The organism is Exiguobacterium sp. BMC-KP, from assembly GCF_001275385.1.
Lineage (GTDB): Bacteria > Bacillota > Bacilli > Exiguobacteriales > Exiguobacteriaceae > Exiguobacterium_A.
Genome location: NZ_LGIW01000015.1, coordinates 262470 through 278831 on the forward strand (window position 1 = coordinate 262470; position 16362 = coordinate 278831).

Annotated in this window: 15 protein-coding genes and 2 other annotated features; of the genes, 10 read left to right on the top strand and 5 right to left on the bottom strand. The window is 48.6% G+C overall.

The features are described from left to right. From ADM98_RS06850 to trpA, 10 genes are all read left to right on the top strand, one after another. A complete protein-coding gene (locus tag ADM98_RS06850; protein ID WP_053452812.1) occupies window positions 1-1014 on the top strand; it encodes a thiamine pyrophosphate-dependent dehydrogenase E1 component subunit alpha in 1014 nt (337 codons plus the stop codon). Next, window positions 1011-1994, top strand: a complete 984-nt coding sequence (locus ADM98_RS06855; RefSeq protein WP_023467596.1) for an alpha-ketoacid dehydrogenase subunit beta — start codon at window positions 1011-1013, stop codon at window positions 1992-1994. Before ADM98_RS06850 ends, ADM98_RS06855 begins: the two co-directional genes overlap by 4 nt. A gap of 14 nt (window positions 1995-2008) precedes the next feature. Next, window positions 2009-3280 carry a dihydrolipoamide acetyltransferase family protein gene (locus ADM98_RS06860; protein WP_053452813.1) on the top strand — a complete coding sequence of 424 codons (1272 nt, stop codon included), beginning with the start codon at window positions 2009-2011 and terminating at the stop codon, window positions 3278-3280. Window positions 3281-3336: 56 nt separating this feature from the next. After that, window positions 3337-3588 (top strand) — a binding site (T-box leader). Window positions 3589-3636: 48 nt separating this feature from the next. After that, window positions 3637-3886 (top strand) — a binding site (T-box leader). A gap of 52 nt (window positions 3887-3938) precedes the next feature. Then, window positions 3939-5333, top strand: coding sequence for an anthranilate synthase component I (gene trpE, locus ADM98_RS06870; protein WP_053452815.1), 1395 nt, complete (start codon window positions 3939-3941; stop codon window positions 5331-5333). Next, window positions 5330-5896, top strand: a complete 567-nt coding sequence (locus ADM98_RS06875; protein ID WP_053452816.1) for an anthranilate synthase component II — start codon at window positions 5330-5332, stop codon at window positions 5894-5896. The genes trpE and ADM98_RS06875 overlap by 4 nt, the downstream gene beginning before the upstream one ends. Window positions 5897-5902: 6 nt before the next feature. Further along, on the top strand, window positions 5903-6919 hold the full coding sequence (trpD, locus tag ADM98_RS06880; RefSeq protein ID WP_053452817.1) for an anthranilate phosphoribosyltransferase: 1017 nt from the start codon (window positions 5903-5905) through the stop codon (window positions 6917-6919). Beyond that, window positions 6916-7683, top strand: coding sequence for an indole-3-glycerol phosphate synthase TrpC (trpC, locus tag ADM98_RS06885; RefSeq protein WP_053452818.1), 768 nt, complete (start codon window positions 6916-6918; stop codon window positions 7681-7683). The genes trpD and trpC overlap by 4 nt, the downstream gene beginning before the upstream one ends. Then, on the top strand, window positions 7680-8249 hold the full coding sequence (locus ADM98_RS06890; protein WP_053452819.1) for a phosphoribosylanthranilate isomerase: 570 nt from the start codon (window positions 7680-7682) through the stop codon (window positions 8247-8249). Before trpC ends, ADM98_RS06890 begins: the two co-directional genes overlap by 4 nt. Next, window positions 8246-9442 carry a tryptophan synthase subunit beta gene (gene trpB / locus ADM98_RS06895; RefSeq protein ID WP_053452820.1) on the top strand — a complete coding sequence of 399 codons (1197 nt, stop codon included), beginning with the start codon at window positions 8246-8248 and terminating at the stop codon, window positions 9440-9442. The genes ADM98_RS06890 and trpB overlap by 4 nt, the downstream gene beginning before the upstream one ends. Then, window positions 9442-10224 carry a tryptophan synthase subunit alpha gene (gene trpA / locus ADM98_RS06900; RefSeq protein ID WP_053452821.1) on the top strand — a complete coding sequence of 261 codons (783 nt, stop codon included), beginning with the start codon at window positions 9442-9444 and terminating at the stop codon, window positions 10222-10224. The genes trpB and trpA overlap by 1 nt, the downstream gene beginning before the upstream one ends. A gap of 53 nt (window positions 10225-10277) precedes the next feature. On the opposite strand, the gene ADM98_RS17130 is transcribed toward trpA, so the two are convergent. The 5 genes from ADM98_RS17130 to ADM98_RS06925 form a co-directional block, all read right to left on the bottom strand. Then, window positions 10278-10748, bottom strand: coding sequence for a GNAT family N-acetyltransferase (locus ADM98_RS17130; protein WP_160315918.1), 471 nt, complete (start codon window positions 10746-10748; stop codon window positions 10278-10280). Between the two features lie 16 nt (window positions 10749-10764). Next, a complete protein-coding gene (locus ADM98_RS06910) occupies window positions 10765-12738 on the bottom strand; it encodes a penicillin-binding transpeptidase domain-containing protein (RefSeq protein WP_053452823.1) in 1974 nt (657 codons plus the stop codon). A 116-nt stretch (window positions 12739-12854) separates the two neighbouring features. Further along, on the bottom strand, window positions 12855-13571 hold the full coding sequence (locus tag ADM98_RS06915) for a M23 family metallopeptidase (RefSeq protein ID WP_053452824.1): 717 nt from the start codon (window positions 13569-13571) through the stop codon (window positions 12855-12857). A gap of 238 nt (window positions 13572-13809) precedes the next feature. Beyond that, window positions 13810-14703, bottom strand: coding sequence for a diacylglycerol/lipid kinase family protein (locus ADM98_RS06920; protein WP_053452825.1), 894 nt, complete (start codon window positions 14701-14703; stop codon window positions 13810-13812). A gap of 137 nt (window positions 14704-14840) precedes the next feature. Next, window positions 14841-16304 (bottom strand): alanine/glycine:cation symporter family protein, encoded by a 1464-nt coding sequence (locus ADM98_RS06925; RefSeq protein ID WP_053452826.1) that lies wholly within the window; start codon window positions 16302-16304, stop codon window positions 14841-14843. Window positions 16305-16362: the final 58 nt, after the last annotated feature.

Genomic DNA, 16362 nt, shown 5'->3' on the forward strand with positions numbered 1-16362 from the left:
ATGGAAAAAATAGAATTCAAAGAATTAGTAGAACTTGGATTAACGGAACAGGACGCGATTCACATGTTCGAAACGATGGTCCGTGCGCGGAAGATCGATGAACGGATGTGGAAGTTGAACCGTGCAGGTAAAATTCCATTCCTCGTCTCGTGCCAAGGGCAAGAAGCGGCTCAAGTCGGTGCGGCGTTCGCACTTGAAAAAGGAACGGATTATATTTTGCCGTATTACCGTGATTTAGGCGTCGTCTTGCACTTCGGTCAAACATCACGCGATATCATGCTGTCGGCATTCGCAAAAGCAGAAGATCCAAACTCAGGTGGTCGTCAAATGCCAGGACACTATGGTTCACGTGCTTTAAATATCGTGACAGGTTCAAGTCCAGTTACGACACAAGTACCTCATGCCGTTGGAATTGCACTGGCTGCGAAGATGCGCAAGGAACCACTCGTTGCTTACGTCTCGTTCGGAGAAGGTTCTTCAAACCAAGGTGATTTCCATGAAGGGGCAAACTTCGCTGGAATCCATAAGCTCCCTGTCATCTTGTTTTGTGAAAACAATAAGTATGCAATTTCGACACCACTTTCGAAGCAATTGTCGGCAAAACACGTTGCTGACCGTGCGATCGGGTATGGAATGCCGGGATATACGGTGGATGGCATTGATCCGCTCGCTGTCTACAAGGTCGTCAAGGAAGCACGCGAACGTGGATTACGGGGCGAAGGTCCAACATTGATCGAGGTTGAAGTTGAACGCCTCGTGCCACACTCATCGGATGATGACGATAAATCGTACCGTTCTGCTGAAGAACTCGATGCCTTAAAAGCACGTGACGGAATCAAACTCTTCCGTGCACGTCTAATCGAAATGGGTGTTTTGACAGAAGAAACAGCGACCGAAATCGAACAAACGATGGAGAAAGAAGTCGATGAAGCGACAGCTTATGCGGAAGCAGCAGCATACGATGCACCAGAAAATGCATTACGTTACGTGTACGACGAGGAGGAAACGAAATGACGACGTTAAGTTTAATCGAAGCGATCAACAGTGCAATCAAAGAAGAGATGGAACGGGACGAATCCGTCTTCATCCTCGGCGAAGATGTCGGTGTCCGAGGCGGTGTCTTCCGCGCGACACAAGGGTTGCTCGAACAATTCGGAGAAGAACGCGTCATTGATGCACCACTTGCTGAGAGTGCGATTGCCGGTGTTGGGATTGGAGCTGCAATGTACGGGATGCGCCCAATCGCTGAAATGCAATTCGCTGACTTCATCATGCCAGCGGTCAACCAAATCGTCAGTGAAGCAGCGAAGATTCGGTATCGTTCGAACAACGATTGGACGTGTCCGATCGTCATCCGCGCACCGTTCGGCGGCGGCATTCACGGAGCACTCTATCATTCCCAATCGGTCGAAGCGATGTTCAACTCGACACCAGGTCTAAAAATCGTCATCCCGTCTAATCCATACGATGCAAAAGGATTGCTGAAGGCAGCGATTCGTTCGAATGACCCAGTCTTGTTCTTTGAGCATAAACGTGGTTATCGCCTGTTGAAAGGCGATGTTCCGGAAGGCGACTATACAGTCGAAATTGGTAAAGCAGACGTAAAACGTGAGGGAGAAGATGTCACAATCATCACGTACGGTCTGTGTGTCCATATGGCACTCGAAGCGGCAACGCGCCTTGAAAAAGACGGGATTGATGTCCACATCCTTGATTTACGGACTGTTTATCCGATCGACCGCGAAGCAGTCGTCGAAGCGGCGAAAAAGACGGGGAAAGTCTTGCTTGTTACGGAAGATAATAAAGAAGGTAGCGTCATGAGTGAAGTGTCGGCAATCATTGCAGAAGAAGCATTGTTTGATCTTGATGCACCAATCGAACGACTCTGTGGTCCAGACGTACCAGCCATGCCATACGCTCCGACAATGGAGAAGTTCTTCAACATCTCAAGTGAGAAAATCGAAGATAAAATCCGGACGTTGCACGCATACTAAGGGGGAACTGATCGATGAAGACTGAAACACTTACGATGCCACAACTCGGAGAAAGCGTCACAGAAGGAACGATTTCAATGTGGCTCGTCAAACCGGGCGATACTGTCAAAAAATATGATCCGATTGCAGAAGTCATTACTGATAAGGTAACGGCAGAAGTCCCATCTTCGTTTGATGGTGTGATCGAGACACTCCTTGCAGAAGAAGGCGAGACGTTGCAAGTCGGTGACGCGATTGTCACGATGCAAGTCAGCGGTGGGTCAACGGAAGTCGCTGCGACAGAACAAGAAGTACCGGCTGTCGAAGAAACGACGTCGTCTGATACATCGATGAAAAAACGCTATTCACCAGCTGTCTTGAAACTATCGGGAGAACACGGTATTGATCTCGAACAAGTGACGGGTACGGGAGCTGGCGGACGGATTACTCGGAAAGATCTGTTGAAACTGATCGAATCCGGATCGAATCCGACACCACAAACCGCAGAACCAAAACCGGAAGCGCAAGCCACTCCGGTAGCGACTCCAGCGGTCGAAGCACCACCAGCACCGAAACGTCCAGTTAGTGCGCCACAACCGACAGAGACAGGTGACATTGAGATCCCGACTGCCGGTGTACGCCAAGCGATTGCTTCAAACATGGTACGTGCGAAACACGAAGCACCACATGCGTGGTTAATGATCGAAGTCGATGTGACGAACTTGGTCGAAGCACGTAACCGTCATAAAGATGCGTTCTTCAAACAAGAAGGCGTCAAATTGACGTTCTTGCCATTCTTCATGAAGGCGACGGTTGAAGGATTGAAGAAACATCCAATCATGAACTCGACATGGGCGGGGGATAAGATCATTCAAAAGAAAGCGATCAACCTGTCACTTGCTGTTGCGACGCAGGATGCTCTATTCGTACCGGTCGTTAAGAATGCGGATGAATTAAGCATCAAAGGCATCGCACGCGCGATCGATGACTTTGGTAAACGTGCACAAGCTGGTACGTTATCTTCTGCTGAGATGCAAGGTGGGACGTTTACCGTCAACAATACGGGCTCATTCGGTTCGATTCAATCGGCGCCGATCCTTAACTTCCCGCAAGCAGCGATACTATCTGTTGAATCAATCGTTAAACGTCCAGTTTGGGTGAACGGCATGTTTGCAGCACGCGACATGGTCAATCTTTGTATGTCGATCGACCACAGGGTACTTGACGGACTTGTTGCTGGACAGTTCCTCCAAACTGTCAAGCAATCGCTCGAATCGATTGATCCGAACCAACTTTCCTTATACTGAGAGTTTCCAGTTGACAGGGAAGAAGAAGCATCGTAATATAAGAATCAATTCAACACACGATAGCAAAGACGAAGAGAAGTAACTTGTGAAACGATTTAAGAGAGCTGATGGGTGGTGCGAATCAGTATCGGGCAACAAGCGAATGGCCTTCCGAGCTTCAGACCGAATCCTTTAAGTGGGTAGTAGGCTCTGACGGGTTCCTCCCGTTATTGGGGTCGACAAATCAGGACAATGGTCCGGTTTGTTTCAAAGGGGACGATGTCAGCATCGTCAACGAAGGTGGTACCGCGGGTCTTCCCGTCCTTCATGTTCTACATGAATGGGCGAGAAGACCCTTTTCGTATACAATTGAATCGAATAAATCGTAGAGTGAGTTAAGTAACGAAACAACATCGGCGTTTCAGAGAGCGGAAGAATGGTGCGACTTCCGTACGGCGAGGTTTCGTGAATGGTCTCATGAGAGCGTGGCTGAACGAAGAAGTAGGTCGCGACGGATGCCCCCGTTATCGTAGGCTATGATGTCTCTTATTTAGACGCATCAGACAGAGTGGGAACGGTCGAACCGTTCCAATCGAGAGGTGGCACCGCGAGATAATCGTCCTCCATACAGCATACGCTGTGTGGGGGACTTTTTTTATATTCCAGGAGGCGAACAGGGATGGTTCAGACAGACACACTTATCATTGAACAACTTGAACTAAATGGCGACGAGATGACGCCGATCATGATTTTCCAACAACTGAGTGGAACACAGAAATGTTTACTTGAAAGCTCTGCCCATACGGATCATGGACGGTATTCAATCATCGGTGTCGATCCGGTAGAAATGATCCGCGCAGAAGGGCGAACGGTAACGCGGGAGCAGTTAACGACAGGACAACAGACGCAGGAAACGGGTGATCCAGTGCGACTGATGCAACAGATGATCCTCCGCAAGGGTGTCGAAGAACACCTACCGTTTTTAGCAGGCGGGATCGGATATGTCGGATACGACATGATGCGGGCGTATGAGACGCTCGGAGCGGTGCCGGAGCGAACGCGCCAACTACCGGACGCGCTGCTCGCAGTCTACGACCAAATCATCCTGTTCGATCATCTCGAGCATCGTGTTCATTTGATTCAAACGTCACTTGGTGGCATCACCGATCGTGACGTCTTACGTCAACGTTTGGCAGAACGAAAAGCGCAACTCGAGCAACCGCGAGAACGAACGGATATCGAGCGACCACTCCGGGATGTCATCTATGAACCATTGATGGATCAAGAGACGTTTGAAGGGCTCGTTGAGCAAGCGAAGACACATATTCGGCAAGGAGACGTCTTCCAACTGGTTCTCTCGCAACGACTTGATGCGACGTTCTCAGGTGATCCGTTCCAATTTTATCGGAAGCTCCGTAAGGATAATCCGAGTCCCTATCTCTTTTATATCGACTTAGGCGAAGCAATCGTACTTGGGGCTTCTCCTGAAAGTCTCGTCAAAGTCAAAGGAGACCGGGTGACGACAAATCCGATTGCCGGTACACGTCGTCGTGGAAAGACGAAAGAGGAAGATGGACGGTTAGCAGAAGAGTTGCTGCACGACGAGAAGGAACGAGCTGAACATCGAATGCTTGTCGATCTTGGACGCAACGACTTAGGACGGATTTGTCAGATTGGTACAGTCGAGGTGACACGTTTCATGCAAATCGAACGATTCAAGAACGTTATGCATCTCGTCTCGGTCGTCGAAGGTACGTTAGCAGACGGTAAGACCGGAGCAGATGCACTTGTCTCTTGTCTCCCGGCAGGAACGGTCACCGGTGCTCCGAAAATCCGAGCGATGCAACTGATTGATCAGTATGAACAGGTCAAACGAGAAGTATATGCCGGAGCTGTTGGCTATTTCGACATTCGCGGGAATATGGATTTTGCCCTCGCCATTCGGACGATGGTCATCAAAGATGGCGTTGCCTCCGTTCAAGCAGGTGCTGGTATCGTCTATGACTCGATTCCACGCCTGGAGTATCAGGAGACATTACACAAAGCAAAATCACTACTGGAGGTTTGGAAATGATCGTCCTGATTGATAACTATGATTCCTTTACCTATAACCTATATCAATACGCATCGGTTTATACGGACGTCCACGTCATTCGAAACGATGCAATCAGCATAGAAGAACTACGTGAGATGAAGCCGGACGGCATCATTCTCTCACCCGGTCCTGGCCGTCCGGCTGACGCTGGCATCTGCATCGATCTGATTCGTCAACTATCCGGTCAAGTACCGATTCTTGGCGTCTGCCTCGGTCATCAAGCAATCGGGGAAGCCTTCGGTGGACGTGTCATCGAAGCACCGGTCATCATGCACGGGAAGACATCAATGATTCAACAAACCGGTCAACTCTTTCATGAGATGACGGAAACACTAGAGGTCATGCGCTACCATTCCCTGATCGTCGCGCGAAACGATTTACCAACGGAACTCGTCATCACGGCAGAAACGGAGGACCGGACGATCATGGCGCTCGAACACAAGTCACATCCGACATTCGGCATCCAGTTTCATCCAGAATCCGTCGGAACGCCTCAAGGGCAGCAGATGATTAAACGATTCATTGAATTGACGAAGGAGTGACAAACGATGAAAGAGACATTATTAAAATTAGCGGAAGCGAAGAATTTACGATATGAAGAGATGCAACAGGCAGCACGTGAACTATTTGCAGAAGACGTGACCGATAGCGAAATTGCCGCTTTTCTCGTTGCACTAAAAGCAAAAGGGGAGACAGCGGAAGAACTAGCGGGACTCGCTTCAATCATGCGTGAAGTCGCACTCGACATTCCGGTCACAGGTGATTTCATGGATAACTGTGGAACAGGTGGCGACGGTTCGCAATCGTTTAACATCAGTACGACAGCCGCCTTCGTTCTTGCAGGTGCAGGAATGAAAGTCGCGAAGCACGGTAACCGGAGTGTCTCAAGTAAGACGGGGAGTGCCGACGTGCTCGAAGCACTCGGTATTTCGCTTGATGCAACACCGGAACGCTTAGCAGAGCAACTCGAGACGAATGGAATCGCCTTCTTGTTTGCGCAACGGATGCATCCACGCGTCAAGCAAATTATGAAAGTCCGGCGCGATCTGCGGATTCCGACAATCTTTAACTTGATCGGTCCGTTAACGAATCCGGTTCCGCTCAAGACACAACTGTTAGGAATTTACCGGGAGGATATGCTCGAGACGATGGCGTTGACGCTGCACCGACTCGGACGGAAGCGGGCGATTGTCTTACACGGTGCGAACGGAATGGACGAGGCATCCCTTGCCGGAACGAACCAACTCGTCTTACTTGACGAAGGGGAACTGATTCGTTTCAGTCTTCACCCGGAGGAAGTCGGACTGAAGACAGCTCCACTTGAAGCAATCCGCGGTGGAAGTGCAAAAGAGAATGCCGCGATATTACTCCGTGTTCTGGGTGGAGAGAATGGTGCTTATCGCGACACCGTCCTACTGAACGCTGGGATCGCCCTCTTTGCAGCGAACCGGGCGAAGACGATCGAAGAAGGGATTGCTCTAGCAGCAGATAGCATCGACTCAGGACGAGCGATGGAACGATTAAATCAATTAAGACAAATGACTCGGGAGGAAGCAATCGGATGAATATCTTAGAGCGCATCATCGAAACGAAACGGACAGAAGTTCTACAATTGAAATTAAACGGGGTCGAACGAACTGAGCGAGAGGCATTGAAGCCGTCCATCGCACAGCGATTAGCAGGCACTGATTTATCCGTCATCGCGGAAATCAAACGGGCTTCACCCTCTAAAGGGGCAATCGCACTCGACATCGACGTCGTCGCACAGGCAAAACAGTATGAAGCGAGTGGGGCCACTGTCATCTCCGTCTTGACGGACGAGACGTATTTCAAAGGATCGATGGACGATTTAGCAGCAGTTGCTTCAGCAGTCGATATCCCCGTCCTCTGCAAAGATTTTATCATCGACCGGGTTCAAATTGACCGTGCCAAAGCACACGGTGCACGATTGATTCTCTTGATCGTCGCCGCTCTCGAACAGGAAACGCTTGCTGATCTACATGCGTATGCACAAGCGGAGGAGCTAGAAGTTCTTGTTGAAGTTCATAATGAAGAAGAGTTACGTCGAGCAGAGGCGATTGATGCGCAAATCATCGGTATCAACAATCGCAACTTAAAGAAATTCGAAGTCGATTTGCAGACATCGGTCGGATTACTGGAACAGAAACAACCGAATGTCCGGTACATCAGTGAAAGTGGGATTAAGACGGTCGAAGAAGCACAGCGGTTACACGCGGCTGGTGCAGACGGGATTCTCATCGGTGAGACATTGATGCGGGCAGATGATCCGCAAGTCTTCATCCGAGAAGTGAGTGGCGTGCGCGTATGACACGGATTAAGTTCTGTGGTCTCCGGGAAAGAGAACATGTCGAAGCAGCAGTTCGCTTCGCCGATTACATCGGCTTCGTCTTTGCCAAAAGTAAACGACAGGTCACGCTTGAAGAGGCAGCACGTCTCAGACGAGACATTCCGAGCACGATTCAAGCTGTCGGTGTGTTCGTCTCCCCGACCTATCAACAGGTGGTCGACGCCGTCGAACAAGTCGAACTGGATCTCATTCAAATTCATGGCATCATCCCGGACGGCAAGCTACCGGTCCCAATCATTCAAGCGGTCCCGGCGACGGATATCGCAGAAGCACAGCAACAGGCGGATTACCTGCTTGTCGACGCACCGGTTGCAGGAAGTGGCGAGACATTCGACTGGTCACGAGAGATTCAAACCAATCGTCCGCTGTTCATTGCTGGCGGTTTGACAGCAGGGAACGTAGGAGAAGCAATCAGACGTTATCAACCGTTCGCCGTCGATGTCTCAAGTGGTATCGAGACGGATGGACGGAAAGATCCTATAAAAATGCAGGCATTTGCAGATGCCGTAAAGGAGAGAGAAATATGAGCTACGCACAACCGGATACACTAGGTCAATACGGTAAATATGGTGGTCGTTATATCCCGGAAACATTGATGCACGCAGTGATTGAACTCGAGGAAGCATATGCAGAAGTGAAGGAGGATCCAGCGTTTCAAACACGGATGGACGAATTACTGAAAGAATACGTCGGGCGTGAGACACCGCTTTATTTCGCGGAACATTTGACGAAAACAGTGGGTGGCGCAAAAATCTACTTGAAACGAGAGGACTTGAATCATACGGGTGCGCACAAAATCAATAATACAATCGGACAAGCATTACTAGCTGAGCGAATGGGTAAACGGAAAATCGTTGCCGAGACCGGTGCAGGGCAACATGGTGTCGCAACAGCAACGGTTTGTGCTTTACTCGATCTCGAATGTGTCATCTTCATGGGTGAAGAGGACGTCCGGCGCCAGGAATTGAACGTCTTCCGGATGGAGTTGCTCGGAGCAACCGTTATCCCAGTTACACAAGGAAGCCGAACACTCAAAGATGCCGTCAACGAGGCACTTCGCTACTGGGTCAAACACGTTGACGATACACACTACTTGATGGGATCCGTTCTCGGACCACATCCGTTCCCGCAACTTGTTCGTGATTTCCAAGCGGTCATCGGAAAAGAGACGCGTCGTCAAATCATCGAAAAAGAAGGGCGTCTGCCAGAGGCAATCGTTGCTTGTGTTGGCGGTGGCAGTAATGCGATCGGGATGTTCCATCCGTTCATCGATGATACGGACGTGGAATTGTACGGCATCGAAGCAGCCGGAAGTGGTGTTGAGACGGATAAACACGCAGCGACGATGACAAAAGGAGAGGTCGGAGTCTTGCACGGATCGATGATGTATCTCTTACAGGATGCACACGGTCAAGTACAAGAAGCGCACTCAATCTCAGCAGGACTTGATTATCCAGGTGTCGGACCGGAACATAGTCTGCTCAAAGATATCGGTCGCGTCAAATACGAAGCTGTGACCGACGAACAAGCACTCGAAGCACTACAACTATTGAGCCGCAAGGAAGGAATTATCCCTGCACTCGAATCAGCACACGCGATTGCCTATGCGACACAACTCGCTGCTGAGATGAAGGAAGATGAAGTTCTGGTCATTTGTTTATCTGGACGCGGTGACAAAGATGTCGTCACTGTTCGAAACGCACTAAAGGGGGAAGCATGATGCGATTAGAAACAGCGATTCGTAGCGTTACAAGTAAGGGCGAAAAAGCCTTCATCCCGTACGTCATGGGGGGAGATGGGGGCATCGATCAACTCCCAGAAATACTGGCGTTCCTCGCTGAGTCTGGCGCGACAGCGATTGAAGTCGGCGTACCGTTTTCGGATCCCGTCGCCGATGGTCCGGTCATTCAAGAAGCAGGGCTTCGTGCTTTAGAAACGAACGTCGGACTAAAGGACGTGCTCGATGCAGTCCGGACCGCGCGTCAGAATGTCGATGTTCCGATCGTCTTGATGACGTACTTGAATCCGATTTTCCGGTATGGTTTAACGGCATTTCTTGCGACGTGCCGCGAAGTCGGTGTCGACGGATTGATCATTCCCGATCTTCCACTTGAGCAGAGCGAACAGTTCTTCGAACAAGAAGACAAGTCAGACATCGCGCTCGTCCAACTCGTCTCCTTGACGAGTCCGATGGAGCGGATCCAAAAGATTGCGGATAAAAGCGAAGGATTCCTTTATGCGGTCACAGTCAACGGGACAACAGGCGGACAAACGACGTTTGATACGACGCTCGAAGACCATTTAGCAAATGTCGCAGCCCATAGCCCGGTACCAGTACTTGCCGGATTCGGAATCAGTACACCGGAACACGTCAAACAATTGAGTCGACCGGTTTCTGGTGTCATCGTCGGCAGTAAAATCGTCGACTTGCTCCATCAGAACGATCGCGAGACAATCAAACAATTGATGGCAGCACGCCTTGCGACGACTCCTTCACATTAATAAAAAGAGCGGATGATCAAGTGATCATCCGCTGTTTCGTGTCTAGTTTAATATTATTTTTGAGTGAGTGGCTTTTGCAGACTCATATACAGTGGCTCAAACCCGAGTTCCTCATAAAACGTTGCGGCCCGGTCGTTGACCGCCCAAACGCTTAAGCGAACCGCATCAAACTTGCGTTCGAGCGCGACTTCTTCCGCAACCTGCATCAACTGGCGACCGATTCCCGACGAACGATGGGAATCCGTGACACCGACGTCAGTGATGTTCAAAATCCGAACGGGCGTAAACCGGTCGGATTTTGGTGCCGTCCACTTACCGAACAAGTAACCAACGATTGTTTCTCCGTCGAGCGCTGTCAGACAGAGGTGTTGTTCTGTTTCTACCATCTGACTTAAAGACTCCAGCGTGTATGGTGTCGTTACATCTGGGTGAAAGTGAGGCGACAACTGCTTATGATGCGCGAATGTCTCAGCCGTCATTGTAAGCAGGGCAGGGAGGTCTGAAGTGCGGCTTATTCGGATCATTACGGAATCACTCCGATCATCGATTTTGTTTGAGTACTTCGGCGACGAGTCCGGATACATACGGACTACCACGATCTTCTTTTTCGACTGACTCGATCATGATGGCAACAAGAAGATCTTTTTTGTCGTTATCATAGCCGACAAAGAAGCCATTCTCTTTGCCGTCGGTTTCTCCTGCTTTTTTCAATTCTGCGGTACCTGTCTTACCGGCAACATCAACTTCCTTGATGTCAGCCGGAAGCGTATAACCGTTATGAACGACATCATAGAGATCATCGCGAATCATCTTCGCATCGTCTGCATCGAGTAGATCCTTCTTAAAGACTTGCTTCGTTTTTTCTTCTTGTAAGAGTGTCGGACGATAGATTGTTCCATCCGTCAGGAAAATCTCATACATCGATGCCAAATGTAGAATATTCGTCAACATCTGACCTTGTCCGTAAGACGTGTCCATCAGCTGTCCATCAGAAGCAATCGTGCCGTCGTTTGAGATCTGTGAGGCACGTAACGGATACGTGAACGGTAGCTTTTCGCCGTACCCGAGTGCTTCGAGACCAGACGTAAACGCCTTTGTTCCGACTTGTTCGAGTGTCGAACGGGCGAAGTAGATGTTGTCGGAATAGACGAGTGCATTATGAAGATTGACCGGACCCGGTGTCTCATGGATGCGGGTGACGTTAAAGCCATCAATTTTATTCTTCAGTCCGTTGATCGTATAGGCTTTTTCGGGATCGAGTGTTCCACTCTTCAATCCGACAGCGGCTGTTAAAGGTTTTTGAGTCGAACCGGGTGCAAAGGCACTCGTGAATCGGTTCAACAATGGCTGATCCGGATCCTGCGTCAGTTCATCGAGTCGCGCTTGCGAGATTCCTGACATGAATTCAGAAGGATCAAAGCCAGGAGAACTGAGTAAGACACGCGTTTCACCGGTCCGCGGATCAATCGCTGATGCTGTTCCGGGATCATCCTGCATCGTGTCATAGGTTTTTTTCTGAAGAGCGGCATCAATCGTCAACGCGATATCTTCGCCATCCGTCGGTTTCGTTTCGGCAACGGTAACGCTTGAACCGTCTTTTTTCTGCAAGGTGATCGTCGCACCAGCTTTACCACGTAAGCGATCATCAAGTACTTGTTCAAGCCCACGTTTCCCGACTTGTTCGCCAGCTTTGATTTGATTTTTCGATTCTTTGATTTCGTCTGCTGTTGCAGAACCGATATATCCAATCAAATGAGACGCTGCCTTACCTAGCGGATACGTTCGGACTTCTGTCTCTTTGACGCTGATTCCAGAGATGTTACGCAATTTATCAATCGTTGCTTCGTCGGTCAGCGTTTTGAGCGGAACGAATTGTCCATCTTTGACCCAACTTGCCTTTAAGGAATCTTCGACCGAAGAGGTCGGGCGGTCGAGCAATTCAGCGACTTTTGCGACGTCTTTTAATTGCCCGGCTGTCGCACCGACTTCATATCCTTTACCAGAGGTCGCGAGTGGTTTATTGTTCGCATCGAGTACATCACCACGTTTGCCTTCAACAGTTTGTAGTTGGACTTTGTCCTCCTTTTTAAAATCTTTTAGGACAAAAGAAGTATCCCAGTCGATAAACCAGTTTTCGGTCTCACCTTGTTTTTCGAACGTCAATGGAACTTGTTTATCGTAAGCAACGGATCCTGCAATCGTATCAAATGAGATTTGGACGGGAAGAGACGCTTTTTTGTCATCCGTCGCTTCCTCTGCTTTTTTTCGCTCGACGGATAACTTTTTAATATCAAGCGATTTTGATAATTGTTTCGTTCGCTCGATGAATTCTTTTTTACCGTACTCCTTTTTAGTAGCCGTACTCGCATACGTATACATCTTATCGTAATCTTGTTTTTCCCAAAGTTTGATGTAGGCATCAAGCCGTTCTTCTGGTGTCGGTTGATCTTGACAACCGGCAAGTAAGGTCACGCCAAACGTTGCGGATAAAAGAAGGGGGATCGTTCGTTTCATGTGCTTCGCCTCCATTATGGATTAGACTCATAATCATACCGTACCACTCCTGTTAGGAGATTTCATCTGAAACACAAAACCGGACTTCTCATGACGAGAAGTCCGGTGAATCAAGCTTAGTTGAAGTAATTGAGTGGATTAACACTGTTTGCGGCAGATGTTCCGCTATAGACGTAAGATCCGCGATGCATCTCGAAGTGGAGGTGAGCACCGAACGCATTTCCTGTTGCGCCAATTGTACCGATTTTCGACCCCTTAGCAATCGTTTGTCCGACTGAGACAGAGCGACTGTTCAAGTGTGCATACACCGTCGTATATTGAATGCCGTTAACAGTGTGTGTCATCATGATATGATTGCCATATGCACCGTAATAGCGAGACGTAATGACTTTACCAGCAGCTGATGCGTAGACAGGTGTACCTGTTGGAGCACCGATATCGATGCCGTTGTGGAATGTATAGCCGTAAACACCGCTAGCTGCACCGTATCCTTGCGTGATTGGACCACTTGCTGGGCGCGAGAAACCAGTCGTTGCTTTTGACGAAGTCGTCGTACTGTATTTTTTTACATATGTAGAAGAAACATAGCGTGATGCGCCGCCATAAGAAATTTTCGTCCATGAACCGGAAACACCAAGATAATTGAAAGTTTGTCCTTTATTGACGCTACCGACGATTTTATAAGCCGTTGATGGACCTGTACGAACACGAAGCCCGTCTGCCGTGACCTTTACTTTATACGTCGTTGCAGCTTCAACTTTCGAAGCACTCGTTGTCGCAAAACCTGAAACTACCAAAGCTGTCATTGTCATTGTTGTAAGTAAACGTTTCATTGAGTGTATTTCCTCCTTAAAAATCTGAAGCGACAGAACTGATCATTACAAAATTGTAAGATTTTATGTATATTTATTTATTTTAGGGAATGATTTTTCGCCTGAGATGATTATAGCATCGTCAATAACACAAAAATATTTCAAATGTATTTCAAAATTACGCAATATTAACATATATTGTAATGGTAAAATAAGCAAAAGAGCTGACCGTAAGTCAGCTCTTGAGAGTAGTGAAATTTTAATTTGATGTGTCTGGCGAGAATACGCTTAAATGCTGCGGAAGTACTTCAACAGTTACGGGAACATGACCGGCTGTATCTCCATCGGCATTGATCGGTAATTCTTCTTTTGAACGAATCTCGACGCGTGTCGTCGTGAAGTGTTCGATTTGATCTGCCTTTGATAATCCACCAGTAATGAGTTTAGGTAACGCTTGAAGCGCATCAAAGAAGCCGAGCTTCGTAATAATGAAACCGTGCAAAAGTCCATCATCGACTTTCGCGTCTTCAGCAAACGATTCGAATCCGCCGACGGAATTTGTCAAAGCAATGATCAACAAGTGTGCTTCTCCGTCGAACTGCTTCTCAGCAGAATCGATTTCAATTGGATAAGGACTATGATCTTTAAAGGCTTTCAGACCTTCAATGAAATAGGCAACCGATCCGAGCGATGTCTTTTGTTCGACGCTAACCTCTTCGACAGCTTCTGCGATCAGACCAACGGCGATGACGTTCATGAAATAGTGGTCATCGTACTTACCGATATCGAGCGGCCGGGCAGGGGCTTCTGCTAGAATCTGAATGGCCTCTTCCGGATCAGTCGGAATGTGTAAAGCGCGTGATAAATCGTTCACTGTTCCGAGTGGTACGATGCCAAGAGTTGGGCGATGTGGTTGCTCAGCGATCCCAGTAATGACTTCATTAACTGTTCCGTCACCTCCCATGGCGATGACAGCGTCGTAATTAGACTGAGCGGCGTGACGTGCGAATTCTGTCGCGTCGTGTTCTTTTTCCGTGAACCGGACGTCGACGGTTTGAAAACGAGTAGCGAGTGTTTCTTCAGCGAGCGTCGCGTGTTTTTTTCCAAGTTCTTTACCGGAAGACGGGTTGATGATCAGCATGGCTTGAGACAAATTGAATTCCTCCTTCAGGACAATCTGTTGACTTTTTCCCTGTCCGGTGAAAACATAATCCAAATTCTTTTTGGCAAATAAAAAACACCGAGTAGGCACAAAAGGCATACTCGGTGCTAAAGAATAGGGTTCAATTTTTACTGTGACGGTGGAAGTTCACCAGCAGCAGGACGAGCTTCTTCTTCGACATCCCAACATTCCGTGTTTTCAATATCGAGTGCTTTGGCAGAGAAGACAGGATCGAGTCCCTGCTTTCGTTGGTCCTGGTAGTCTTTTATGACTTTGAGGGCAATACCGCTCAAGAGAAGGATTGACGTCATGTTGATTAATGTCATACCTGCCATGAATAAATCGGCAAAGCTCCATACCATACCTAGGCTGAGAACAGATCCGATGAAGACGAAGCCCATTGTCGCAATACGGAAACTGAAGACGGCTGCCGGACTTTGTTTGATGAACTCAATGTTCGTTTCACCATAGTAGTAACTACCTACAATCGAACTGAATGCGAACAAGAAGACACAGAGTGCGATGAACGGTGGGGCGATTGCGCCGAATTGTTCAGAGAGTGCGTTTTGTAACATGCCGATTCCTTCGCCGTTTCCAGCGGCATAACTATCACTAAGGAGAATGATCGTTGCTGTTGCTGTACAGACGATCAACGTATCAAGGAATACACCAAGTGTTTGCAAGAAACCTTGTTTTGCTGGGTGTGAGACTTCAGCAGCAGCAGCGGCGTTCGGAGCAGATCCCATACCAGCTTCGTTCGAGAACAATCCACGTCTAACACCGAGTGAAATCGCAGCACCGACCGAGCCACCGAATGCTTGCTCGATCCCGAAGGCACTCTTGAAAATCATTGCGAATACACCAGGAAGCTCAGTGAGATTCGTGACGACGACATAAAGGGCAGCAAGCAAGTAAAGTCCTGCCATGATGGGAACGACGATTGCAGAGAATTTCGCGACGCGGTGAACGCCACCAAAAATGACGAGTCCCGTCAAGACGACAAGTACAGCACCGACGACAGCTGTATTGATGCCAAACGCATTGTCAAAAGCAGCGGCGATCGTGTTTGATTGAACGGAGTTGAAAATAAGTCCGAATGTAACGGCAATCAAGACAGCAAAGACGATTCCGAGAGCCCGATTTTTTAAGCCCTTTTCGATGTAATAGGCAGGACCACCACGGTACGCATTTGATTTCGTATCGCGTACTTTATAGACTTGAGCAAGTGTACTTTCGATGAGCGCTGTCGCACCACCGAGAAGAGCGACCATCCACATCCAGAAGACAGCACCTGGTCCGCCAAGTGTGACGGCAATCGTGACACCAGCAAGGTTACCAGTACCGATCCGTGTCGCAGCACCGATGAAGAACGACTGGAGAGAAGTGATACTTTCCCCTTTATCGTCTGTTGTTTGTTCACTTTTATCGAGCGTGACCCGGAACATCTCTTTTAAGTACGTAAACTGGATAAATTTAGTTCGGATCGTGAAGTAGATCCCGCCGCCGATCAATACGGCAACTAGCACGTACGCACCTAAAATATTGTTGGCGTAATCGACACTTCCTTGAATGACTTGCTGAATGGCGTTCATGATGGTGTATTCCTCCCAAAGAATAATAAAAAGCTATACGCTAAATTATACGAATTTT

Bases quoted from the DNA above. Each gene is read 5' to 3' on its own strand.
- ADM98_RS06850 (WP_053452812.1), top strand. From the start codon at position 1: ATGGAAAAAATAGAATTCAAAGAATTAGTAGAACTTGGATTAACGGAA.
- ADM98_RS06855 (WP_023467596.1), top strand. From the start codon at position 1,011: ATGACGACGTTAAGTTTAATCGAAGCGATCAACAGTGCAATCAAAGAA.
- ADM98_RS06860 (WP_053452813.1), top strand. From the start codon at position 2,009: ATGAAGACTGAAACACTTACGATGCCACAACTCGGAGAAAGCGTCACA.
- trpE (WP_053452815.1), top strand. From the start codon at position 3,939: ATGGTTCAGACAGACACACTTATCATTGAACAACTTGAACTAAATGGC.
- ADM98_RS06875 (WP_053452816.1), top strand. From the start codon at position 5,330: ATGATCGTCCTGATTGATAACTATGATTCCTTTACCTATAACCTATAT.
- trpD (WP_053452817.1), top strand. From the start codon at position 5,903: ATGAAAGAGACATTATTAAAATTAGCGGAAGCGAAGAATTTACGATAT.
- trpC (WP_053452818.1), top strand. From the start codon at position 6,916: ATGAATATCTTAGAGCGCATCATCGAAACGAAACGGACAGAAGTTCTA.
- ADM98_RS06890 (WP_053452819.1), top strand. From the start codon at position 7,680: ATGACACGGATTAAGTTCTGTGGTCTCCGGGAAAGAGAACATGTCGAA.
- trpB (WP_053452820.1), top strand. From the start codon at position 8,246: ATGAGCTACGCACAACCGGATACACTAGGTCAATACGGTAAATATGGT.
- trpA (WP_053452821.1), top strand. From the start codon at position 9,442: ATGCGATTAGAAACAGCGATTCGTAGCGTTACAAGTAAGGGCGAAAAA.
- ADM98_RS17130 (WP_160315918.1), bottom strand. From the start codon at position 10,748: ATGATCCGAATAAGCCGCACTTCAGACCTCCCTGCCCTGCTTACAATG.
- ADM98_RS06910 (WP_053452823.1), bottom strand. From the start codon at position 12,738: ATGAAACGAACGATCCCCCTTCTTTTATCCGCAACGTTTGGCGTGACC.
- ADM98_RS06915 (WP_053452824.1), bottom strand. From the start codon at position 13,571: ATGAAACGTTTACTTACAACAATGACAATGACAGCTTTGGTAGTTTCA.
- ADM98_RS06925 (WP_053452826.1), bottom strand. From the start codon at position 16,304: ATGAACGCCATTCAGCAAGTCATTCAAGGAAGTGTCGATTACGCCAAC.